This window comes from Nonomuraea sp. NPDC049486, assembly GCF_040676925.1.
Classification (GTDB): domain Bacteria; phylum Actinomycetota; class Actinomycetes; order Streptosporangiales; family Streptosporangiaceae; genus Nonomuraea; species Nonomuraea ferruginea.
The window spans coordinates 83,341-104,505 of sequence record NZ_JBFAPV010000001.1; the positions used below are offsets into that span (position 1 = coordinate 83,341).

19 protein-coding genes and 1 pseudogene are annotated in these 21,165 nt (G+C 69.8%); 10 read left to right on the forward strand and 10 right to left on the reverse strand.

All coding sequences use genetic code 11. The features are described from left to right. Positions 1-39: 39 nt before the first annotated feature. Positions 40-672 (reverse strand): annotated as a pseudogene (locus AB0K05_RS00490) (pyridoxal-dependent decarboxylase); the annotation flags it as partial. On the opposite strand from AB0K05_RS00490, the gene AB0K05_RS00495 reads away from it, so the two are divergent. Genes AB0K05_RS00495 through guaA form a run of 4 tightly spaced genes read left to right on the forward strand, consistent with a single transcriptional unit; the run spans position 635 to position 4,949 of the window. Beyond that, complete coding sequence (locus tag AB0K05_RS00495; RefSeq protein WP_246639931.1) at positions 635-1,108, forward strand: Lrp/AsnC family transcriptional regulator; 474 nt, start codon at positions 635-637, stop codon at positions 1,106-1,108. The pseudogene AB0K05_RS00490 and the gene AB0K05_RS00495 sit on opposite strands and share 38 nt — an antisense overlap. A gap of 12 nt (positions 1,109-1,120) precedes the next feature. Further along, the gene (locus tag AB0K05_RS00500) at positions 1,121-1,867 is read left to right on the forward strand and encodes an N-acetyltransferase (RefSeq protein ID WP_364225244.1); all 747 of its coding nucleotides are present in this window, start codon (positions 1,121-1,123) and stop codon (positions 1,865-1,867) included. Between the two features lie 10 nt (positions 1,868-1,877). Continuing rightward, positions 1,878-3,368 carry a DUF885 family protein gene (locus AB0K05_RS00505; protein WP_271274716.1) on the forward strand — a complete coding sequence of 497 codons (1,491 nt, stop codon included), beginning with the start codon at positions 1,878-1,880 and terminating at the stop codon, positions 3,366-3,368. 33 nt (positions 3,369-3,401) lie between these two features. Beyond that, on the forward strand, positions 3,402-4,949 hold the full coding sequence (gene guaA / locus AB0K05_RS00510) for a glutamine-hydrolyzing GMP synthase (RefSeq protein WP_271274717.1): 1,548 nt from the start codon (positions 3,402-3,404) through the stop codon (positions 4,947-4,949). A 222-nt stretch (positions 4,950-5,171) separates the two neighbouring features. Here the strand turns inward: guaA and AB0K05_RS00515 are convergent, their stop codons facing one another. Further along, complete coding sequence (locus AB0K05_RS00515) at positions 5,172-5,606, reverse strand: CBS domain-containing protein (protein ID WP_271274718.1); 435 nt, start codon at positions 5,604-5,606, stop codon at positions 5,172-5,174. 124 nt (positions 5,607-5,730) lie between these two features. Here AB0K05_RS00515 and AB0K05_RS00520 point away from each other — a divergent pair, with 124 nt between their 5' ends. Next, a complete protein-coding gene (locus tag AB0K05_RS00520) occupies positions 5,731-6,705 on the forward strand; it encodes a CapA family protein (protein WP_271274719.1) in 975 nt (324 codons plus the stop codon). Positions 6,706-6,720: 15 nt separating this feature from the next. Here AB0K05_RS00520 and AB0K05_RS00525 read toward each other — a convergent pair whose 3' ends face one another. The 4 genes from AB0K05_RS00525 to AB0K05_RS00540 form a co-directional block, all read right to left on the reverse strand. Further along, positions 6,721-7,338, reverse strand: a complete 618-nt coding sequence (locus tag AB0K05_RS00525; RefSeq protein ID WP_271274720.1) for a protein-L-isoaspartate(D-aspartate) O-methyltransferase — start codon at positions 7,336-7,338, stop codon at positions 6,721-6,723. Between the two features lie 78 nt (positions 7,339-7,416). Further along, positions 7,417-8,271, reverse strand: coding sequence for a hypothetical protein (locus tag AB0K05_RS00530; protein ID WP_364225251.1), 855 nt, complete (start codon positions 8,269-8,271; stop codon positions 7,417-7,419). A gap of 340 nt (positions 8,272-8,611) precedes the next feature. Then, the gene (locus tag AB0K05_RS00535; RefSeq protein WP_333485678.1) at positions 8,612-8,848 is read right to left on the reverse strand and encodes a DUF397 domain-containing protein; all 237 of its coding nucleotides are present in this window, start codon (positions 8,846-8,848) and stop codon (positions 8,612-8,614) included. Between the two features lie 38 nt (positions 8,849-8,886). Further along, on the reverse strand, positions 8,887-9,798 hold the full coding sequence (locus tag AB0K05_RS00540) for a helix-turn-helix transcriptional regulator (RefSeq protein WP_364225255.1): 912 nt from the start codon (positions 9,796-9,798) through the stop codon (positions 8,887-8,889). Positions 9,799-9,993: 195 nt separating this feature from the next. On the opposite strand from AB0K05_RS00540, the gene AB0K05_RS00545 reads away from it, so the two are divergent. Both AB0K05_RS00545 and AB0K05_RS00550 read left to right on the forward strand, forming a co-directional pair. Further along, complete coding sequence (locus AB0K05_RS00545; protein ID WP_271274724.1) at positions 9,994-10,287, forward strand: hypothetical protein; 294 nt, start codon at positions 9,994-9,996, stop codon at positions 10,285-10,287. Next, positions 10,284-10,736, forward strand: a complete 453-nt coding sequence (locus AB0K05_RS00550; protein WP_271274725.1) for an ATP-binding protein — start codon at positions 10,284-10,286, stop codon at positions 10,734-10,736. The genes AB0K05_RS00545 and AB0K05_RS00550 overlap by 4 nt, the downstream gene beginning before the upstream one ends. 9 nt (positions 10,737-10,745) lie before the next feature. Here the strand turns inward: AB0K05_RS00550 and AB0K05_RS00555 are convergent, their stop codons facing one another. After that, positions 10,746-11,153 (reverse strand): archease, encoded by a 408-nt coding sequence (locus AB0K05_RS00555; protein WP_364225263.1) that lies wholly within the window; start codon positions 11,151-11,153, stop codon positions 10,746-10,748. 156 nt (positions 11,154-11,309) lie between these two features. On the opposite strand from AB0K05_RS00555, the gene AB0K05_RS00560 reads away from it, so the two are divergent. Then, entirely contained in the window at positions 11,310-12,146 is an 837-nt protein-coding gene (locus AB0K05_RS00560; protein WP_364225266.1) for a PhzF family phenazine biosynthesis isomerase, read from the forward strand. A gap of 91 nt (positions 12,147-12,237) precedes the next feature. Here the strand turns inward: AB0K05_RS00560 and AB0K05_RS00565 are convergent, their stop codons facing one another. The 3 genes from AB0K05_RS00565 to AB0K05_RS00575 form a co-directional block, all read right to left on the reverse strand. Then, positions 12,238-12,735 (reverse strand): hypothetical protein, encoded by a 498-nt coding sequence (locus tag AB0K05_RS00565; protein WP_364225269.1) that lies wholly within the window; start codon positions 12,733-12,735, stop codon positions 12,238-12,240. Between the two features lie 845 nt (positions 12,736-13,580). Beyond that, positions 13,581-14,582, reverse strand: coding sequence for a zinc-binding dehydrogenase (locus tag AB0K05_RS00570; protein WP_364225272.1), 1,002 nt, complete (start codon positions 14,580-14,582; stop codon positions 13,581-13,583). A 149-nt stretch (positions 14,583-14,731) separates the two neighbouring features. Beyond that, positions 14,732-16,915: a M9 family metallopeptidase gene (locus AB0K05_RS00575; protein WP_364225275.1), complete on the reverse strand. Its 2,184-nt coding sequence runs from the start codon at positions 16,913-16,915 to the stop codon at positions 14,732-14,734. A 114-nt stretch (positions 16,916-17,029) separates the two neighbouring features. Here AB0K05_RS00575 and AB0K05_RS00580 point away from each other — a divergent pair, with 114 nt between their 5' ends. Both AB0K05_RS00580 and AB0K05_RS00585 read left to right on the forward strand, forming a co-directional pair. After that, a complete protein-coding gene (locus AB0K05_RS00580; protein WP_364225278.1) occupies positions 17,030-17,983 on the forward strand; it encodes a LysR family transcriptional regulator in 954 nt (317 codons plus the stop codon). Between the two features lie 84 nt (positions 17,984-18,067). Then, positions 18,068-20,971, forward strand: a complete 2,904-nt coding sequence (locus AB0K05_RS00585) for an AAA family ATPase (protein ID WP_364225281.1) — start codon at positions 18,068-18,070, stop codon at positions 20,969-20,971. Positions 20,972-21,165: the final 194 nt, after the last annotated feature.

Below are 21,165 nucleotides of genomic sequence, written 5' to 3' on the forward strand. Positions count from 1 at the left end.
GAGTATCGAGACCGCGCGGGAGATCGAGTAGTGCGCCGACGGCGAGGCCAGGATCACCAGGTCGCCCGGCACGCCCTCCTCCCACGCCTCCGGCGCCACCCGCGCCCTGGCCGCCAGCATCGCCGTCAGGTTGGCCAGCGAGCCGCCGTGCGTCAGCACGCCGCCGCCGGCCGGGAAGCCCACCTTGTCCAGCATCCAGCGCAGGACCTCGAACTCGACCGTGGCCGCCGAGGCGCCCATCTCGTAGATGTTCATCGGGTTGTTGATCGCGCCGTGCACGAGGTCGGCCAGCGCGGCGGGGAAGTCGGGGGAGGCGGTCTGGTGGGCCAGGAACGCCGGGTGGTGCAGCCGCGTGCTCTCGGCGAGGAAGGCGCGCAGGAAGCCGCGGTACGACGCGGGGGTCATGCCGCCCTTGACGATCAGCTCACGCAGGCCCAGCCGGTCCGCCAGCTCGCGCGGCGGCGTGCGCCTGAGCACGGGGGCCTCGCCCCGCTGGCTCTCCGCCACATAGGCGGACAGCTCCTCGACCGTGATGCCGGCCGACTCGGTGAACTCCTCAACGTTCCACATATCTCGAAATAGTGAGGACATCATCGGCGTGCGGCTAGTGTTGCCGAATTGGAGGGCAATTTCCATGCATAATGCCGAACTGGATTCGATCGACCTGGCCATCCTGGCGGCACTCCAGCGCGACGCCCGGCTGCCGAACAAGGATCTCGCCGAGCGGCTCGGCGTCGCGCCCTCCACCGCGCTCGAACGGGTGCGCGCGCTGCGGCGGCGCGGGATCATCACCGGCTTCCGCGCCTCGGTCGACGTCGCCAAGCTGGGCCGGCCGCTGCAGGCGCTGCTCGCGCTGCGGGTACGGCCGCACACGAGCCAGCTCGTCGACCCGCTGCGGAGCTTCGTGCTGTCGCTGCCCGAGACGATCACGCTCTTCCACGTGGCCGGCGCCGAGGACTTCCTGGTGCACGTGGCCGTGGCCGACGCCGAGCACCTGCACCGGCTCTGCCTGGAGAGGTTCCTGGTACGGCCCGAGATCGTGCACCTGCAGACCACCTTGATCTTCAAGAGTGAGGATCAACCCGTCCAGCGGCCCTCCGAAATGTGAAAATATCCGCCCATGGCCTTGCGGATCACCACCCTCTCCGAGCGCCCCGAGTTCATCCCCACCCTGTGGGACATGGACCACTCCTGGCCGGAGTTCATGATGAAGGACCCGATCGCCGACTTCTTCTACGCGGTCGCCGACACGGCCTACACCGACTACGTCCTGGTCGCCGACGACGACGCCGAGCCGGGCCGGCTGGCCGCCCGGGGCTGCACGATGCCGTTCACGCTCAAGGAGGGCGAGCTGCCCGACGACGGCTGGGACGGCGTCATCAGGCGCGCCTGGCTGACCCGCGAGCGCGGCGAGCGCCCCGGCCGGATCTCCGCCCTGGAGATCACCGTCCGCCGCGACCTGCTCGGCAAGGGCGTCTCGCCGCTCATGGTGGCCGCCATGCGCGCCAACGCCGCCCGCCTCGGCTTCGACGAGTTGGTCGCGCCGGTCCGCCCCAACCACAAGCACCTGGAGCCGCACACCCCCATGGCGGAGTACGCCTTCCGCACCCGCCCCGACGGGCTGCCGCACGACCCGTGGCTGCGCGTCCACGTACGGGCGGGAGGCGAGATCGTCAAGGTGGCGCCGCGCTCGATGACGATCGCCGGCACGCTCGCCGAGTGGCGCGAGTGGACCGGCCTGCCGTTCGACCGGCCGGGCCCAGCGGAGGTGCCGGGCGCGCTCAACCCCGTCCACGTCGAACCCGGCCACGATCACGCCGTCTACGTCGAGCCCAACGTCTGGGTCAGCCACCCACTCGGCCGCTAGCGTTTCCGGCATGACGGAACTTCAGCCCAGATTGCGGGCCATCACCGACCTGATGGTCCCGGAAGCACGCGAGTCAGGCGGACGGCACGAGTACGACGGCGCCATCCAGGACCTGTCTCCCGAGGGCGTGCGCGCCGGCCTGACCCGGCTCGGCGACGGCGACCTGCCGGAAGACCCCCACGACGCCCGCCACCTCCAGGTCTTCGAGGAGGGCCTGCGTTTCGAGCTCGGCGAGCTCGCGCTGCACCGCAAGAACCCGCTGCTCCACCTGTCCAACCTGGACCTCGCCTGCTACGACCGCGACTACGGCCCCGAGGAGCAGCGCGCCGCCGCCAAGGCCGCCCACCTGGCGCTCTGGCCGGAAGCGGTACGGCACGCGACCGCCTCGCTCGACCAGGTCAGCGCCCCCGTGGCGCAGTCCCTGCTCGGCGCGGTCAAGGGCCTGGCCGCAGGCGTCACCGACCAGGCCGCTCTGGAGGCGCACGCCCGCCTGGTCGCCCACGTCGAGCGGGCGGCGGAGACCGGCGACCCGGACGCCGCGCTCGGCGCGGACGCCCTGGCCCGGCTCATGGGCACCGTCGAGGGCCTGGACGTCGACCTGGGCAGGCTGGCCGAGCGCGCCGACGCCGAGCGCGACCGCCTGACGGCCCGCCTCGCCGACGCCTGCGACCGGCTCGGCCAGGGCGGCAGGCCGCCGCTGGACGTGGTCCGCGAGCTGGTCAAGCAGCACCCCGACGCCGACGGCGTGATCGAGGCGGCCAGGATCGGCACCGAGAAGGCCATCGCGTTCACCCGCGAGAAGGACCTGGTGCCCTACCACGACGGCACGTGCCTGGTCGGCCTCGCCCCCGAGTCACGCCGCTGGGCGATGGCGATGATGTCGTGGAACGCCCCCGGCGAACCCGAAGGCCCGTCCTGGTACCACATCACCCCGCCCGACCCGTCCTGGCCGAAACAGGACGTCGACGAGTGGCTGGAGGTCTTCAGCGAGACCACGCTGCCCGCCATCAACGTGCACGAGGTCGCGCCCGGCCACTTCTCCCACGGCCTGGCCCTGCGCCGGGCGCCGTCGGACGTGCGGCGGCTGCTGCAGTCGTTCTCGTTCGCCGAGGGCTGGGCGCACTACGCCGAGGAGCTCTGCGTCGAGGAGGGGTTCGAGGCGGGCGACCCGCGCTTCGAGATCGGCGTCTGGGTGGAGGCGCTCATCCGCGTCACCCGGCTGGCCTGCGCGATCGGCGTGCACACCGGCGCGATGACCGTCGAGGACGCGGCCGCCCGCTTCGCCTCCCACACCCACCTGGCGGGCCCCGCCGCGATGGCCGAGGCCAGGCGGGCCACCTTCGATCCCACGTACGGCCGCTACACCTGGGGCAAGCTGATCATCATGGACCTGCGCGAGCAGGCCAGGCAGGCGTGGGGCGCGGGCTTCACCCTCCAGCGCTTCCACAAGGCCCTGCTCGACCTCGGGTCGCCGCCGCTCGGTCTGCTGTCGATAGACTGAGTGCACCGCATTCGCCTTTGGGGGGTTCCTTCGGTGTCTGAGTTCGACACGGTCCTGGTGGTCGACTTCGGCGCGCAGTACGCGCAGCTCATCGCCAGGCGGGTGCGCGAGTGCCACGTCTACTCCGAGATCGTCCCGTCGACCATGACGGTCGAGGAGATGATGGCGAAGAACCCCAAGGCGATCATCCTGTCCGGCGGTCCCTCGTCCGTCTACGCCGACAACGCCCCCGACGTGCCCCACGGCCTCTTCGAGACCGGGGTGCCCACGTTCGGCATCTGCTACGGCTTCCAGGCGATGGCGAGGGCGCTGGGCGGCGAGGTGGCCCGCACGGGCGTCGCCGAGTACGGCGGCACCTCCCTGGAGGTCCTCGACGAGGGCGTGATCTTCGCGGGTCTCCCGTCGGCCCAGAAGGTCTGGATGTCCCACGGCGACAGCGTCGCCGCCGCCCCCGAGGGCTTCCTGGTGACCGCCTCGACCCGCGAGACCCCGGTCGCCGCCTTCGAGCACCCCGGCCGCGGCCTCTACGGCGTGCAGTTCCACCCCGAGGTCCTCCACAGCGAGCACGGCCAGCAGGTGCTCAAGCACTTCCTGGAAGCGGCCGGCTGCCGCCCCAGCTGGACCATGCTCAACATCGTCGAGGAGTCCGTCGAGGCGGTCCGCCGCCAGGTCGGCGACGGCCGCGCCATCTGCGCCCTGTCCGGCGGCGTCGACTCCGCGGTGGCCGCCGCCATCGTCCAGCGCGCCATCGGCGACCGGCTCACCTGCGTCTTCGTCGACCACGGGCTGCTGCGCAAGGGGGAGGCGGAGCAGGTCGAGCGCGACTTCGTGGCCGCCACCGGGGTGCGGTTGCGGGTGGTCGACGCCTCGGACCGTTTCCTGAAGGCTCTCGAAGGGGTCTCCGACCCTGAGGAGAAGCGCAAGATCATCGGCCGGGAGTTCATCCGGGTCTTCGAGGACGAGCAGCGCGCCATCATGGCCGACGGCCCGGTGGACTTCCTGGTGCAGGGGACGCTCTATCCGGACGTGGTGGAGTCCGGCGGGGGCACGGGCACGGCCAACATCAAGTCCCACCACAACGTGGGCGGGCTGCCTGAGGACCTGCAGTTCAAGCTGGTGGAGCCGCTGCGCACCCTCTTCAAGGACGAGGTGCGGCGGGCCGGCGAGGAGCTCGGGCTGCCGTCGGCGATGGTGTGGCGCCAGCCGTTCCCGGGGCCGGGTCTCGGGATCCGGATCGTGGGCGAGGTCACGCGCGAGCGTCTCGACCTGCTGCGCGAAGCCGATGCGATCGCTCGTGAGGAGCTGTCGCGGGCGGGGCTCGACCGGGAGATCTGGCAGTGCCCGGTGGTGCTGCTCGCCGACGTGCGCTCTGTGGGGGTGCAGGGGGATGGTCGTACGTACGGGCATCCGGTGGTGCTGCGGCCGGTGACGTCCGAGGACGCGATGACGGCCGACTGGTCGCGGGTGCCTTATGACGTGCTGTCGCGGATCTCCACGCGGATCACGAACGAGGTGCGCGAGGTCAACCGGGTGGTGCTGGACGTCACCAGCAAGCCCCCGGGCACCATCGAGTGGGAGTGACGGGTCACCTCCGACGGCCGCCATCGGTCAACCCGCGACGGGCGCTCGCTGCTCAAATGAAGATGAGATTGTAGTTTCACGGTCAAGATCGCCTTGCAACTACAATTTGCTCTTAGGTTGGTTAGGCTGCGCAATCCGGCCGACCTCCCACCAGGGCGATCGCGAGCTCTCCGGTGAATGAGGCGCCGGGGGCCGCGTGAACGGCCCCCGCGCCCGGCTGGATCAGGAGGACGCGTAGACCCGGTGGACGAACTCCGCGAGCTTGTTGTCGGGGAGTTCCTTGGCCAGGTCGGCCTCGCTGACCATGCCCACGATCCGCTTGTCCTCGATCACGGGCAGCCGCCTGATCTGGTGCTGCTCCATCTTCTCCAGCGCCTCTTCGACGCTGCTGTCGGCCTCCACCCACACCAGGCCGTGGGCGAGTTCGCTTGCCGTGGTGCTGTCGAGGTCCTTGCCCTCGGCACAGCACTTGATCACGATGTCCCGGTCGGTGATGATGCCCTTGAGCCGGTCGTCGTCCCCGCAGATCGGCAGCGCGCCGACCGACAGGTCACGCATCATCTGCGTGGCCCTGCGCAGGCTGTCTTGCTCTCCGATGCACTCGGCCCCTTGGTGCATCACGTCCTGGACCTTCTTGCCGATTCCCGGTGTGCTCATCGCTGCCTCCCCGAGAAGGTCGCTTACGCTTCCACCTGACGCCTACCCCCAGATAGCGGATCATTGCAGGTGGCGGCGGTGTTTTCCGGGCGTTTGAGCACGTCGTCGAGGGCAGGGGAACCTCGTGGTTGTCACGCTCGCGCTGGCGGGCGACACGATGCTCGGTCGTGGCGTCGGGGACCTGCTGGCCGATTACAACGCCCCGGACGCGTTCGTCTCGGACGGCGTCCGCGAGTACCTGTCCGAGGCCGACGCCATCCTGCTCAACCTGGAGTGCTGCGTCTCCAGTCGCGGCGACTCGATGTTCGCGCCGGGCAAGGTCTTCCATTTCCGCGCCCCGCCGCAGGCCGTCGATCTGCTCGCCGAGCTCGGCGTCAGCTGCGTCACGCTGGCCAACAACCACGCGCTGGACTACGGCTACGACGCGCTGCTCGACACCCGTGCCCATCTCGAACGCGTGGAGATCCGCGCGGCGGGTGCGGGCGCCACCCTGGACCAGGCGCGCGAGCCGGTCATTCTCGCCACACGGGGGCTGCGCATCGCCGTCATCTCCGTGACCGACCACCCGGACGACTACGCGGCCGCCCCCGACCGGCCCGGCGTCGCCTACGCCGACCTGCGCTCCGGCGTCCCCGGCTGGCTGACGGACACGGTGACGAGGATGCGTACGGAAACGGACGCCGTGCTGGTCATGCCCCACTGGGGTCCCAACATGACGACCGGGCCGCTGCCGTACATCCTCGGCGCGGCCAGGATCCTCACCGACGCCGGGGCGACGCTGATCGCCGGCCACTCCGCGCACGTCCCGCACGGCGTGGCGCCGCCGGTCCTGTACGACATGGGCGACTTCATCGACGACTACGCGGTGGACCCGGATCTGCGCAACGACCTGTCGCTGCTGTTCCTGGTGACCGTCGACGAGCTCGGTCCGGTACGGTTGCGCGCCGTGCCGCTCAAACTCGACTACTGCCGCACCGTCCTGGCCGAGGGCGCGGAACGCTCCTGGCTCGCCCGGCGTTTCATCAGCGCGTGCGAGGCGCTCGGCACGGCGGCGGTCTGGGAGGACGACCTGCTCATCGTGGACCTGCGGAGAGGATGACGCCCGCATGATCGCTTACCGCGTGTGTTCGCCGATGAGGGGGACGAACCGGGCAGGCGTCAGGAGGCGCAGCCACGCCAACTGACCCTGCCGCTTGGTGTACAGCGTGACGATGTCGGCCGCTTCGCCCGTGATCGGCATGACCAGCCGCCCGCCCTCGGCCAGTTGCGAGACCAGTGGCGCGGGCACCGTCGGAGCGGCGGCCGACACGATGACGGCGTCGAAGGGCGCGTGAGCGGGCAGGCCGGCGGTGCCGTCGCCGACCAGCACCTCGACGTTGGTCACACCGGCCGCGGCCAGGTTGGCCCGGGCGTGTTCAGCCAGGTCGGCATGGCGTTCCAGCGAATAGACCCACCTGGCCAGTCGGGCCAGCAGGGCGGTCTGGTAGCCGTACCCGCTGCCGATCTCCAGGACGGTCTCCGTGCCCGCGAGCCCCAACGCGTCGATCATCTGGGCGACCAGGGACGGCTGCGAGGTCGGCTGCCCGTGACCGATCGGGATCGGCTCGTCGAACTGGGCGCGCGCGGCGGAGCGCAGCGGCACGAACCGCTGGCGCGGCGTGTCGGCGAAGGCGGCCAGCAGGCGGGGATCCGTCATCCCCTTCTCCCGAACGACCTCCACCAGCGTGCGCATCGCCGAGCCCTCCTCCCTGCCTCGCGGCTACCCCGGCCCATGAGCCGCTAACAGCTCACGAGCATGGGCCCGCCTGGCTCACACGGGATCGGTCGGGATGTGGGCGTAACCGAGCAAAGTGACGCCGCACCTGGTCAGGTCCGCAGCCTCCACACCATTGTCCTCGGCGTCCTTGGTCGAGAGGACCTTGTCCAGACACGAGATCTGGGAGTGCGGGACGAGCCCCAGGTGGTAGTAGAACGTAAGGCCCCGGGCGCCGGCATAGCCGCCGAACCTGCGTTGCGGTTTGGACCAGCACCCGTTCTGATCGGGCACGATCAGTTCGTCCTTGCCCCAGAACAGGCCTTCGACGCCGGCATTGCCGTAGGCGTCGCGAGTCTTGGGATCCGCGGACCCGAAGGGATACAACAACTGATCCTCCGGCACTTTGCCGGTGATCCGCCCGGTTGCCTCCAGGTGCATGAAGTCCGTGCCGTTATAGGTGACGTTGTAAACGAACGACTCGATCTTCAGGTCGGGATAGGCGGCTGTCGAGGCCGACGTCACCTTGGCCTGGGTAATCGTGTCTGAAGGCTTCGGGCAGGTGAGGGTTTCCGATCCGACCGGATTGACGATGAGCCTGAAGGCAACAGCCGCGCCGAAGACCACGGCCATCGCACCTACGAGTACGGCCGCCCACGCCTGGCCTGTCAGGCGGCGGGGCCTGTTCGGGGAGCTTTCTCCTCCAGTGCGGGCGTCCGAAGGGCCATCCCCGCCGGCGCGGGCGATCTCATTGGATGCAGTGATTACGCCGAACACCGCGGCTACACCCGAGGCGACCCAGCTCATCGCCTCCAGGCCGATGAGAACGGCGACGACTCCCATCACCAGGCTGGTCAGCGAGGCGAGTACCAACAGCCATCTGCGTGAGTTGCCACCGTCTCTCATAGCCACGACAGTCTCCAGGGAGCAGCAACAAGTGCAAGGGTGACGTTCGAAGAAAGAGAGGCGTTGACAGCTTCCGACGCGAGTTGCGAAAGAGAGACCTTATAGGTGGAAGGCTAGAAGGTCTGGACCTTGAACCTGAGTAGGTGGATGGCCGTAAAGGACGGCTCGCCTATCAGACCCGCTTCCGCTCAGGCTGCTTTTACGCCACGCGGCGTTCAGCTCGGGAGATGCAGTCATCATGCCCCCCTTCAGGTGTAGGGGTCGCTGCGACGTTCGGACGAGAGGTGTTCGCGGGTCTCGGCTTGGTCGTCCGACGGGGTGTGCCGTCCTCTGCAGGAGTGATCTCTCAAACGAGGTCGTCGAACTCCCCTGCGATAATCCCATGTCGAAACGCGGCGAACTCGCTGCGGGTGAAGTACAGCCTGGGTCCATCAGGGTCTTTGGAGTCGCGCAGTGCGACGAGGGGGCCGTGGCCGGCTTTGTGATCGGCTTCGAGCGCCTTGGTGTCATCGTCGTCTAACAGCGCTACTTCGACACAGTTTCCGCCCGTGCCGTTCGAGAACGTGGACTTTCGCCAGGTCAAAGGGGAAGGTCGCTCTGGCCCAGTGTCCCGCTGGTGGCTCATCTCGTCCCTCCAGTCACTTGCTCGATCAGACGTCGGGTCTGATCTGGCCCGAGCGCCCGTGCGCGAAGGTGATCGAATAGTCGATTGTAGGCGTTTACGTCGTGAGGCTCTTCCAGGTAGATACTCCCCCTCCAATACTCAAGGTACACAACGTCTGGATCTGAGAGTTTTGGAAACTTCAGGATGCTGAAGCCCCCGTTCATTGCGGGATGAGCTCCGCTGGAGAAGGGCAGCACCTGGATGTTGATGGAGTTCTGCGACGACAGTTCGTGCAGGTGGCGCAGTTGACGATGCATGAGTCCTTCCTCGCCCACCGCGCGCCGAATGACCGCCTCGTTCAGCACCATCCACATCTCGGGTGGGTATGCGGACTTGAGTACCTCTTGACGCTTCATCCGGATCGCGAGGCTGAGGGCCAACTCCTCCTCAGAAGGCAGGGCCGGTTCCGCGCTCATGATCGCGCGCGCGTACTCCTCCGTCTGGAAGAGGCCGGGTACGTACTCGGTCTCGTAACCGGTGATGGATGACGCGTCCTCTTCGAGGCCCACGTAGCTCTGGAAGTATTCCGGGATCGTGTCGGACAGCTTGTCCCACCAGCCGCGTTTCCGCGCATCGCGGGCGAGTTGGAGAAGCACTTCCCTTGTGTGCGCCGGCACCTCGTAGATCTCCAGCAGCATGGTGACATCAGCGATCCGCGCTCCCACCGTCGCTGCCTCGATGCGGGTGATGGTTGGTGCCGAACACCCCATCAGCTCCGCGACCGTCTCGCGGGACATCCCCTTCTCCTTGCGCAAGCCGCGCAATACCGCGGCCAGACGGCGCTGTCGTGCTGATGGGCTGCGCTGAGCTGTCATCTCGTCTCCGGGAGAAACGTTATCGATCTTGGGGCAAAACTGATCGGCGTGCATCCTGCCAACTATCTTGCACTTAGAGTAGTCATCAATGCACACTCTGCGAGGGGCAATGCTTGAACAGGGCCAGGTTTCTCCGCCCGGCTTCCTTCGTAGCGAGGGCACGGTTGTTGTGGATCAGCACGACGTACAACGTGTGTCAGTACCCCCGACCTGCTGGATCGGTGCCGCACATGAAGGGCGGTTGGATCGATGCGACGCAAGCGAACCCGAGCCACGCAGCCGACGGCGACCCGGGAGCACGAGCAGTTCCACCACCTGACGCGACTGGCCTGGGGTCTGTCGAAGCGCGGCCTGGCCGTTTCGGTGCAGTTGCCGAGGCGAGATGAGCCGTGTGTCGCGGTCCAGCGGGTGTCGGGGCCGTTGCTCGTACGGGCCTCTCTTCAGGGCGAAAGGTGGGTGTTCTCGTGGGGGCGAGGCCGGGACCGGTGCGTGGACGCGCGGGACGAGGCCGCGTGCGAGCGGGTGTGGGAGGTGGCGCAGTGAGGGAGCGTGCACTGGTGGACCTGACGGTTCCGGGGAGCGCGGCCTGGGTCTGCCTGGTTCGCTGCTGGGTGGCAGATGCCCTGACGGTGGCGGGGCATCGCGAGGTGGACGGCGCCCGGCTCGTCGCGAGCGAACTGGTGGGGAACGCCGTGCTGCACACCGGGTCCGGGCGGCCGGGCGGGCTGGTGAGGGTGAAGGTCTTCGAGATCAGCGCCGCGACGGCCAGGGTCGAGGTGATCGACGAGGGGGCGGCGACCGTTCCTCTTCCCCGTCGGTCGGATGACGATGACTGCGGTGGCCGGGGGCTGTGGCTGGTTCAGCAGACGGCGATCAGTTGGGGAACCCGGACCGTGCCGCGGCGGTGGAACCTGGTGTGGGCCGAGGTGTCCACGCTGGACGTGCTCGACACGCCTGACCTCGGTTCATCGCCCCGACGCCGACCAGGCTGAGCCGGACGCCTAGACGTCCACCACGGCCTGCGCCCGCCATATCCCGTCCACCCAGCCGAACCGCAGGTTGTGCGTGCCGACCGCCTTCGGCATCGCGCCGATCCGCTCCACCGTCTCCAACGGGACCGTGGCCAGCCGCGCCTCCACCCGCTCCACCGGAAACTCGGTCGGCTCGTCGATCGACATGTCCACGGCCAGGCGGCCGAACATCTCGATCTGGTAGATCACCTCTTGCAACACCGCGACGAGCACCTCTTCGTCGCTCTCCTCGGTCACCACGAAGGTCACGCTGTCGTCGGGCCGCGCCCCCTCGATGTCGGCGAAGCTCTCCACCAGGCCCCGCATCGCCTCGGCCAGGCAGCCTTCCCTGGAGTCCGCCCAAGCCTCCACCGCGACGTCGGCGGGATGCGGCACCACGCGATGACCACCCCGGCTCATAACGCCACTTCAGCAGCTGCCCGCGCCGCCGGGAATCCCCTGACCTTCAAGAGTTCATCCCGATTCCCCCGGTGTGTCCGGGCCCGCTTCGCCCGCGAGGTCGCCGCGCTCACGTTTTGGTCCTAGCGTTCCACCATGGACCTACTGCGATACGTGGCCTTCAGTGAACGAGCCGACGGAGGAAACCCCGCTGGAGTCGTCCTCGACGCCGGCGGGGTCGGCCCCGAGAAGATGCTCGACGTCGCTGCGGAGGTCGGCTACTCGGAGACCGCCTTCGTGACAGAACGGACCGACCGGACGCTCTCGGTTCGATATTTCAGCCCGAAGGTGGAAGTGCCCTTCTGCGGCCATGCCACCATCGCGACGGCAGTGGCCTTCGCGGACGTGTACGGGCCCGGAGACCTGCTCATGCACACGCAGGCCGGGCCGATCAAGGTGACGACTTCGGTGAACGCGGCCGGTCACACCGTCGCCACCCTCGTCAGCGTTCCGCCCCGCGTGGAAGCGCTGGATGACGCGCTCCTTGAGGATCTCCTGTCGGTTCTGGGCTGGTCGTCAACTGATCTGGACCCGGGCCTGCCCCCCAGAGTGGCCAACGCCGGCGCTTCTCATCCGATCATCGCCGCCGCCACTCGTGAACGTCTCGCGGATCTGACCTACGATTTCGAAGCCCTGGCCGCGCTGATGGCCAAAGCCGGCTGGACGACGGTCGACCTTGTGTGGCGGGAGCGGGTCGATGTGTTCCACGCCAGGAACCCCTTCCCTCCAGGGGGTGTGGTGGAAGATCCGGCGACCGGTGCCGCCGCGGCGGCGCTCGGTGGCTATCTGCGTGCTCTCGAACTCCTCGCGCCGCCCGCGACCGTGACCGTGTACCAGGGCCATGACATGGGCCGTCCGAGCACCATCACGGTGTCGATACCCATGGACCCGGCGATCGGCATCTCGGTCACAGGAACCGCGGTGGCGCTGTGACCGTCGCCTTGAGGAGTGCTTGACGAGGTCTTCCTCTGGCGGCAGCGCCGGCTCGTGCGTACTCCCGGACCGTGCCGCGGCGGCGTGAGAACTACTTCTCCATGCGCTTGGCCAGCGCCCGAACCGTCTTGATGTCGTCATCCGTGACGTCGGTGCTCTGGTCCTGCGCTTCGTGGCTGACGATCACTTGCCCCACCTTGCGGTTCCGCACGGTGTCCAGGCCTTTGGGTTTCAACCAGGCTGACGACAGGGGAGTGGTGTTGGGGCCGGACGACTGCTGGGCCTGGAACTTGTCGTGGGCTGATTCGAGCTTGATCGCGTCGTGCCAGTTGCGGACATTCCAGAAGAAGAGGTTGAGCCCGAGGAGCACCCTCGACAAGCTGGAAGCCTGGTCTGAGAGGTTCTGGTGGATGCGTGTGCCTTCGTCGATCTGGGTCGTGGTGTACTTGGCCGAGTGCTTGCGAAGTTCTTTGGCGGCCTTGTCGTACTCGTCCCATAGGGTCGTTATGTAAGTGCGCCAGTCATCGAATACCTGTTGCTGCGACGACATATATTCCGTGTCGGCCGCCAGGCCCTGATAGTGGCCCACGAGATTGTCCAGGTGTACGTGGATGTCCGCGGGCTGCCTTGATGAGCTGCTCTTCCAGTTCCTGCCGCGCCACTACCCATGCGCCGAAGGCGAGGTCCACCGCCTCTGACTCTTGGTACGTTCCATGCTTCTCGGAGGGATTCTCTGACACGGCGTTCTCCTGTCGTGTGACCGCCCTGGGGCGAACGAGCGATAGATGGCTCGGATCAAAGAGGACGGGTGGCGAACAGCATCGTCGTTCCGCCGAGAAGCCCTGTCAACGGTGTGGAATGGCCGTATGGGAATATGGCGAATCGGTTGGGGTGAATTGCGGGCATTTGAGTGCTTCCGACGCTCCTGCCGGAGCGCCGGTGCGGGACGCCCGCGAAGGCGTCCCGCACCCTCCTCCGAGGAGGCAGTTCCTAGTACTCCCGTTCCTGGTGCTGGCAGTACTGGCGCTTCCAGCCGCCGCCCTTCTTCTTCGACTGCTTGCAGTAATAGCACCGCTTGTTGTTCTCGGTCATCCACTTGCACGGTGCGCCGGCGCTGGTGGACGCGCAGTTCCTGAGCGAGGTCGCGCTGTCGGCGCTCTGCGCCTGCGCGGCGGCGGAAGGGACTAGAGCGGCTGCCGCGAGGGCACTGATGGCGCATGCTTCTTTGAGCATGGAGCCTCCCCGTTGCTCGTTGCCTCCTTCTCATCGTGCCCCGCCGGAATGGAAGAACGTCAAGGCGCGGGACGGCATATTTTCTTGGCCGCGAAAATAAGGCCTGACGCTCAAACATGAATCGCGCGGACGGCGCCCGTTCCACAAGCGTGTCTTTACCGGCGATCCGCTTTCCTTTTCCTCCGGCGCCGTGAAGGTGCGTCAGACGCAGGTCAAGAGGGTCTTGCCGAGGGCGGTGCGGGCGGCGATGGCCGCGTGCGCGTCGGCCGCGCGCTCCAGCGGGAACGTCTGCCCGATGTGCGGCCGAAGGCGTCCCGCCGCGGCCTCGGCCAGCGATCGCTCGATCAGCTCCCGTACCCGGACGGGTTCCGGCGCGCCGTCCGTGATCCCGATCAACCGCACGCCGCGGGCGGCGGCCTCCTCGGCCGTGAAGTCGGCGAACGTGCCACCCGCCGCGCCGTACGCGAAGAACCGGGCGCCGCTCACCGCCGCATCCAGCGCCTGGCGGCCGAGCGGGCCGCCCGCCCCGTCGAACACCGCCTGGACGCCGCCGGTCAGGTCGCGGACCCGGTCGGCCCAGCCCTCCTCGGTGTAGTCCACCGCCTCCTCGGCGCCGGCCTTGCGCGCCAGGTCCAGCTTGGCGTGCCCGCGCGCCGCCCCGATCACCCGTGCTCCGGCGGCGGTCGCGAGCTGGGTGATGACGACGCCGAGGCTCCCGCCCGCCGCCGTGACCAGCACCGGGTCGCCCGGCCGGATCCCGGCCCGGTCCACGACCCCCATCCCGGTCGGCCCGTCGTGCAGCAGCGCCAGCGCCTCGTGCGGACCGAGCGCGTCCGGGATCTCCACCAGGGTCTCGGTACGGGCGACCGCCTTGGTGGCGTACCCGCCGACCGGAGCGAGGATCGGGCTGCCCTCGTGCACGGGCTTCCCGGTACGGGCGACGACCCGCCGGCCGGTCCATCCCGGGTCCACGCCCTCCCCGATGGCCACGACCGTCCCCGCCACTCCGTCACCCGGCACGTACGGCGGCTCCACCGGGAAGAACCCCTCCCCCCAGCCCGCCCTGAGCTGCGTGTCGAGGAACAGCACGTCCACGGCGACCACCTCGATCAGGACCTGCCCGGGCCCGGCGACCGGATCCGGCGCGTCCCGCGCCACCAGCACCTCGGGGTCTCCGAACGTGGTCACCTCGACGACTCGCATGCCACTCGCTCCACTCTGTCTTCCAGTCACTGTCCCTGACAGCCTGCAACCTCGACCGAAGTTGAGGTCAACAGGTGAGTCTCCGCGCCGGGAACCAGCGACCGCAGCCGGGCGGGACAGACTCCGGCCGGCTGCGGTCGCCGTCGGACTCAGTGCTCGGTCAGCACCGTCGCTCCGGTGAACGACTGGGCCGCGTGCAGGCTCACGTAGTGGTAGCCCTCCGCCGGGTTGGTGACGGTCAGGGTGTGCGCGTTGCCCGCGCCCGTCGCCCGCTGCGTGGAGGACGAGGCGGTGGCCCAGGAGGTGCCGCTGTAGTAGAGGTCGGCGTCGCCGGTGCCGCCCGACGAGGTGATGGTCAGCCTCGCCGTCCCCGCCGGCACGTACAGGTAGAGGTACGCGTAGTTGCCCGTCGTCGCCGACAGGCCGCCGCGCCGGCAGTTCTGGCCGAGCTCGCGCGGGTCGGCGCCGGTGCACTCGGCGCCACCACTACCGCCGCCGCCGACCGAGCCCAGCCAGGTGCGCCAGTCCGTGTCGTACCGGCTGCCGATCGTGCTGGTCAGGAAGGTCCGCGCGGTGTTCCACGCCCCGGTCCGGTACGCGCGCAGCACGGTCTGGACGTCGGCCGGGTGCCGCTCGTACAGGTAGCGGACGGCCAGGTAGCCCCACCGGTAGACGCGGGTGGAGTCGTGCGCGTACGTGGTGTTCCACAGCGTGGACAGGGCGTACGTGCCCTTGGCCGCCTCGGTGACGGCGGCGTCGTAGGTCAGCTTGCGATACCCGTACGACACGTACTCGGCGAAGCCCTCGATCCACCAGATGGTCGGCGTGCTGATCCCGGCGGTGAAGTCGCCGTACATGTTGAAGCGGCCGTCCAGGTAGTGGGTGTACTCGTGGTTGAGGTTCCAGATCTGGAAGTCGGGACGCAGCCATTCGGCCTCGTACGCGATGAACCTCGGCTGGTTGCCGGCCGCCGCCGGGTCGCCTTCCAGGTACATGCCGCCGTTGTTCGTGTCGATGCCGAACATGGCGCCCGCGTACGTCCGGTAGTCGGTGCTGGAGTCGTACACCACCACCTCCAGCGTGGTGTTGCGGTCGTCCGCGACCGGGCCGCTGTCACGCGCCAGGTTGTGGAAGTACGCGTCCTGCCCGGCCAGGCTGGCGCAACTGGCGGACAGCTGCCCGGACGTCATGTGCTGGGCGCGGATGCGGATGCCGGAACCGCAGGCCTGCGTGATCGGCAGCACCTCGGCCGCCAGCCGGTTCCGCAGGTCGCAGGTGCCGTAGGACGAGCAGTTGGCGCGGTCGTAGAAGTCGGCCATCTCGGCGACGCCCACCCACAGGGGGGCGGTGGCGCCGGTGATCGACGAGCGGCCGAGCAGGTCCCTGGCCAGCGGCCGGACGGTCGTCCGCAGGTCGGCGTGCTGGAGGAAGCGGCCCAGCTCGCGGCCCGCGTTCGAGACGAGGTACGACCGGTCCGTGCCGAGGAGTGACAGGTGTCGTGTCGCGAACGCGTTCAGCGTGTCGAGCACGCCGCGGTCGGCCCGGACGGCGCTGACGAACGCCGGCAGCTGGTGGCCCCGGAACAGCACGGTGTAGACGTTGTTGACCGCGTTCAGCATCGGCCAGGAGGCGTCGTACGTGCTGTCGTAGCCGTCGAGCAGGCGCTTGACCACCCACAGGTAGCGGTCGTTCTGTTGGGCGCTGTCGATCAGCGTGACCGCCTCGGCCAGCACCTCGCCGTTGGCGTCGCTCACCGTGAAGGCGCGCGGGGCGCCGAAGAACGCGTCCAGCCCGGCCATGACGGCGGTCCGCAGGGACGGGCCGTAGGCGCCGACGTCCGACGGGTTGTACCACTGGACGTAGTAGCCGGCCCGCAGGTAGAGGACGAGCTGGGCGGTCCCGGCGCTGTTGTCGCCCGGGTAGTTCACGCCGTCGTCCCTGAGGGCGTACGCGACGCTGGTCATCTGCGCTTCGCGGAAGGCGTGGTACGCGTCCGCGCCCGTCAGGGAGAAGAGCGTGTTCACGCACTCGGTGGTGGACGCCTTGATCTGCCGCACCAGCGCGCCGCCGGTGCGGCCGGTGAAGTCGCTCACGGAGCAGGCGGCGGCCTTGAGGGCCTTGGCGGCCGGCTCGTCGTAGTCGCGGCGGAGCGCGTCCTTGGACGCGGGCAGCGGCGCCCGGTCCTCGACGGCCAGGGATTCCTTCCGTACGTGGTCGTCGACGGTCGTCGTCGTGGCCGCGGCCGGCGGCGGTTCGGCCGTGACCGACGCGCTCACCGGCATGGGCGCCGCGAAGGGCAGCAGCAGGGCTGCCAGGACTAACAGCTTTCGCACGAGAACCTCCGGGGGGTGACGCGTGGATGCGAGGCCGCCCTGAGTGTGAAAGCCGTTGCCGAGCCGCGGTCATACAGCCGGGCATAAGAGTTGCGTATGCCCTAATTTCTGGACATGGACCTCGATCTCAGGCACCTCCGGATGGTCTGCGCGATCGCCGACACGGGCAGCGTGACGCGGGCGGCGGCGCGTCTCGGCCTGTCCCAGCCCGCGATGACCAACCAGCTCAGGAAGGTCGAGGCGATCGTCGGGGGCGAGCTGTTCGTCCGCAGCCACGCGGGCGTCGAGCCGACGCCGCTGGGCCGCCAGGTCGTCGCCCGCGCCAGGATCGTCCTGTCGGAGCTCGACTCCCTCTTCGGCGACCTGCGCGACGCCGGCGAGACCGCGGGGCTCCAGCTGGGCTGCATCCACCTGGCGTGCGTGGCCGGCGTCGTGGACCGGGTCGCCGAGGAACTCCCCGGCCGGCCCATCTCGCTGCGGATCGAGCCGTCCGCCGTGCTGCTCGCCGAGGGACTGGCACACGGGCGGCTGGATGCCGCGCTCATGGGCATGATCGAGGGCTTCGACGTGCCCATGACCGCCCCCGTGGTCACCCGCACGCTGATCCCGCGCCACCCGATCTTCGTGGCGCTGTCGGCGGGCCACCGGCTCGCGGGCCAGGCCGAGATCGACCTCGCGCACCTGCGGGGCGAGCGCTGGATCAGTCCGCCGGGCGCAGAGGACGGGTCGCTGGCCGCGCTGCGCGCCTCCTGCCGGGCAGCCGGGTTCGAGCCCGACGTCCGCTACGACGCGCCCAGCGGCGCCGGTCGCCCCCTGGTCGCGGCCGGTCACGGCGTCCGGCTCGTGGACCCCACCTGGCCCGCCGCCGAAGGCACCGTCGTGCGTCCTCTGGCGGGCGAGCCGCAGGTCGCCAGGCTCGTCGTGGCGTGGCGGCGGGACCGTCTCAGCCATGACGCGGCCGCCGCCGTCTATCGCGGCCTGGCCCGTGCCTTCATCGACCACGTCGAGGACAACCCCGTCTTCGGCGCCTGGTGGCACGCCCACCCGGAGGCCCATCCGCTGCTGTGAGGACCTGGCGTCGTGTGCTCTCTGACGACTATGATGATCTAGCTCAGGTCCAGCCTGTCGTTTCACGGTAGGGAGCACCCGACTGTGGCTGGTGCGGCGACTCCCGGCGCCGGTGCGCCGCGGCTGATGGCGGTGCCCGCGTTCGTGGGCCGCGAGTCCGAGCTCGCCGCGTGCCGGCGGGCGCTGGCCGGGGAGCCGGCGATCGTGCTCGTCGAGGGAGAGGCCGGGGTCGGCAAGAGCCGCCTGCTGCGGGAAGTCCTGGACCGCGGCCTGGTGGCCTTCTGCCCGCCCTTTCGTGAGCCGTACACGCTGGGCCCGATCGTCGACGCGGTCCGCCAGGCCGCCGGCAGCGTCGCGGGGCTGGGGCTGAGCGCGCTCGCCGGGGCGCTGCGGCCGCTGTTCCCCGAGTGGGCGGACGAGTTGCCACCCGCGCCTGAGCCGCCCGAGGACGCCCGCGCCGCCCGCCACCTGCTCTTCCGCGCGCTCGACGAGGTGTTGGACCGGCTGCGGGTGTCGGTGCTGGCGGTGGAGGACGCCCACTGGGCCGATGAGGCCACGCTGGAGTTCCTGCTGTTCCTGGCCGCCCGGCACCCGTTGCGGACCGGCCTGGTCGTGACCTACCGCCCGGACGACGTGCCGCAGAGCTCGTTGCTGCTGCGGCTGTCGTCCCGGCTGCCCGCGACGGGCCTGCGGCTCGTGCTGGAGCCCCTGGACGTGGCACACACCGGCGCCCTCGTGTCGTCGATGCTGGACGACGAGCCCGTCTCCCCGGCGTTCGCCATGCTGCTGCACCGGCACACCGACGGGATCCCGCTGGCCGTCGAGGAGTCCGTGCGCCTGCTGTACGACCGTGCGGATCTGACCCGCAGGGACGGGGAGTGGGCCCGCCGCAGGCTGGCGAGGATCGACGTGCCCCCGACCGTGCGTGACGCGGTTCTCGAACGGGTCGCGCGGCTGGGCCCGGCCGCGCGGTCCGTCCTCCGGGCGGCGGCGGTGCTGTCCGCCCCGGCGGACGAGGCCACGCTCGGCGCCCTGCTCGCCGCTCCGGCCCGGCATCCGGACGCGCCGGCTCGGGACGGCTTCACCGCTCCGGGCGGTCTGGCCGAGGCGCTGGCGTGCGGGCTGTTGCGCGAGGACGACGGGTCGCTGTCGTTCCGCCACGTGCTCGCCTCCAGGGCGGTGTACGAGGCGATCCCCCCTCCGGACCGCCGGGCGATGCACCTGCGGGCCGCTCACGTGCTGGCCACGCGGACGCCGCTCCCCGTGTCCCAGCTCGCCCGGCATTCCCGCGAAGCCGGAGACGTGGCCAACTGGAGGCGCTACGCCGAGCGGGCCGCCGATCTCGCGCTGGCCACCGCCGACGAGGCCGGCGCCGCGTCGCTGCTGTATGACCTGCTCACCCATCCCGAGTCGCCCCCGGCGGACGCCGCCCGGCTGGTCGCCAAGATCCCGTTCCCCTCGTTCACCGGTGACGACCGCTTCCACGGGCTGGTCCGGAGCCTGCGGTCCGCTCTGGAGTGGGACGCGATGCCCGCGGCGGACGCGGCGGAGACCCGGCACCAGCTGGGCCGGGTACTCGTGATCATGGAACAGTACGAGGCCGGCCGGGCCGAGATGAAGAAGGCGGTCGCGCACCTGCCGCCCGGCTCCCTGAGCGCCGCGCTGATCATGACCTACCTCGGCTGGCCACGCGGGCCGTCCACCCCGGTCTCCACGCATCTGCGCTGGTTACGCCGCGCGGCGGCGGCCGCCGAGTCGGTGCCGGCGAGCGACCGCCTCAACCTCCTCGTCGAGCGCGTCAGCGCGCTGCTGCTGATGGGGGAGGAGGAGGGGTGGGCGGAGGCATCCCGGATACCTGGTGAGCCGGCCGACGCGGAGGAGTCCCGGCACATCGGGAAAGGTCTGCTGAACCTGGGAGACGCGGGGGTGCGCTGGGGACGCCACAGCGATGCGGCCCGCTATCTGGCGCAGGCCGCGCGGCTGGCCGAACGTCACCGGTTCCGTCGCATCAGAGAACTCGTCCGGGTGACGCGCCTTCACCTCGACTGGTTCGAGGGCCGATGGCGGGGGCTGGCCGGGCGGGCCGCCGCCCTGGCGGAGCACGACGAGATGCAGCCGGTGACGAGGCTGGAGGCCGTCCTGGTGGCCGCGCTGCTGCGCGCGGCGGCGGGCGACGCCAAGGCGGAGGAACGGTTCGAGCACGTGCTGTCGGATTGCCGCCGCCACGGTGCCGTGGAGCTCCTGGCCGAGCCGGCGGCTGCCCTGTGCCGACTGCTGCTCGCGCGCGGAGAGACCGGGGAAGCCCTGCGGGTGACCGACGAGCCCATGCGACAGGTCGCGGACAAGGGCACCTGGCTGTGGGCGGCCGACCTCGCCCCCGCCCGAGCCGCGGCGCTGGTCGCCGCCGGACGACCGGACGAGGCCGCCGACCTCGTCGCCGCGTTCGCCGGTTGGGTGCGCGGGCGGGACGCGCCGGCGCCTCGGGCCGGTCTGGCGCTGTGCCGCGCGATCCTCGCGGAAACGCGTGCCGAGCCGCGACAGGCCGCGGCCGCGTACGGTCGCGCGGCGGACGCCTGGCAGCGGCTTCCCCGGCCCTACGACGCGCTGCTCGCCCAGGAGCGGCAGGTCGCCTGCCTGCTGGCCGCCGGTGAGGCCGAGACGGCGCTTCTCCTCGCCCGGCAGGTGCTCCAGGGGCTGACCGGCCTGAACGCCCGCGCGGCGGCGGAGCGGCTGGCCGCTCTGCTCCGCGTCCACCAGGTGGAGGTGCGCGGGCGCGGGCGACGGGGCTACGGCGACCAGCTCTCGCCCCGCGAGCTGGAGGTCGTCCGCCTGCTCGCCACCGGCAAGACCAACAGGGAGATCGCCGCCGTCCTGTCGCGATCCCCGAGGACGGTCGCGGCACAGGTCAACTCGGCCATGCGCAAGCTCGGTGTCAACTCCCGTACGGCACTCGCGGTCGGCGCCGTCGAGTCCGGACTCGTGTCCTGACAGAGACCTGCCGTCTTCCGTCATTTATTAGGTCATCCAACCCATGACAAGGGTTGTGGACTCACCGAAGCTCACAGCGTGAAGTCCTCTCCGAGCGACCTTCGGGATGACTCTCCGGACGATGAGGACGCGCCGCCCGAAGACGAGACCGGCGAAGAAGCCGGCGAAGAGTACGAACCGCTCTGACACCCCCC

What these genes read in the sequence shown, in the direction of transcription:
- AB0K05_RS00495 (WP_246639931.1), top strand. Translation starts at nt 635, where the DNA reads ATGCATAATGCCGAACTGGATTCGATCGACCTGGCCATCCTGGCGGCA.
- AB0K05_RS00500 (WP_364225244.1), top strand. Translation starts at nt 1,121, where the DNA reads ATGGCCTTGCGGATCACCACCCTCTCCGAGCGCCCCGAGTTCATCCCC.
- AB0K05_RS00505 (WP_271274716.1), top strand. Translation starts at nt 1,878, where the DNA reads ATGACGGAACTTCAGCCCAGATTGCGGGCCATCACCGACCTGATGGTC.
- AB0K05_RS00515 (WP_271274718.1), bottom strand. Translation starts at nt 5,606, where the DNA reads ATGAGCACACCGGGAATCGGCAAGAAGGTCCAGGACGTGATGCACCAA.
- AB0K05_RS00525 (WP_271274720.1), bottom strand. Translation starts at nt 7,338, where the DNA reads ATGCGCACGCTGGTGGAGGTCGTTCGGGAGAAGGGGATGACGGATCCC.
- AB0K05_RS00540 (WP_364225255.1), bottom strand. Translation starts at nt 9,798, where the DNA reads ATGCACGCCGATCAGTTTTGCCCCAAGATCGATAACGTTTCTCCCGGA.
- AB0K05_RS00545 (WP_271274724.1), top strand. Translation starts at nt 9,994, where the DNA reads ATGCGACGCAAGCGAACCCGAGCCACGCAGCCGACGGCGACCCGGGAG.
- AB0K05_RS00560 (WP_364225266.1), top strand. Translation starts at nt 11,310, where the DNA reads ATGGACCTACTGCGATACGTGGCCTTCAGTGAACGAGCCGACGGAGGA.
- AB0K05_RS00570 (WP_364225272.1), bottom strand. Translation starts at nt 14,582, where the DNA reads ATGCGAGTCGTCGAGGTGACCACGTTCGGAGACCCCGAGGTGCTGGTG.
- AB0K05_RS00580 (WP_364225278.1), top strand. Translation starts at nt 17,030, where the DNA reads ATGGACCTCGATCTCAGGCACCTCCGGATGGTCTGCGCGATCGCCGAC.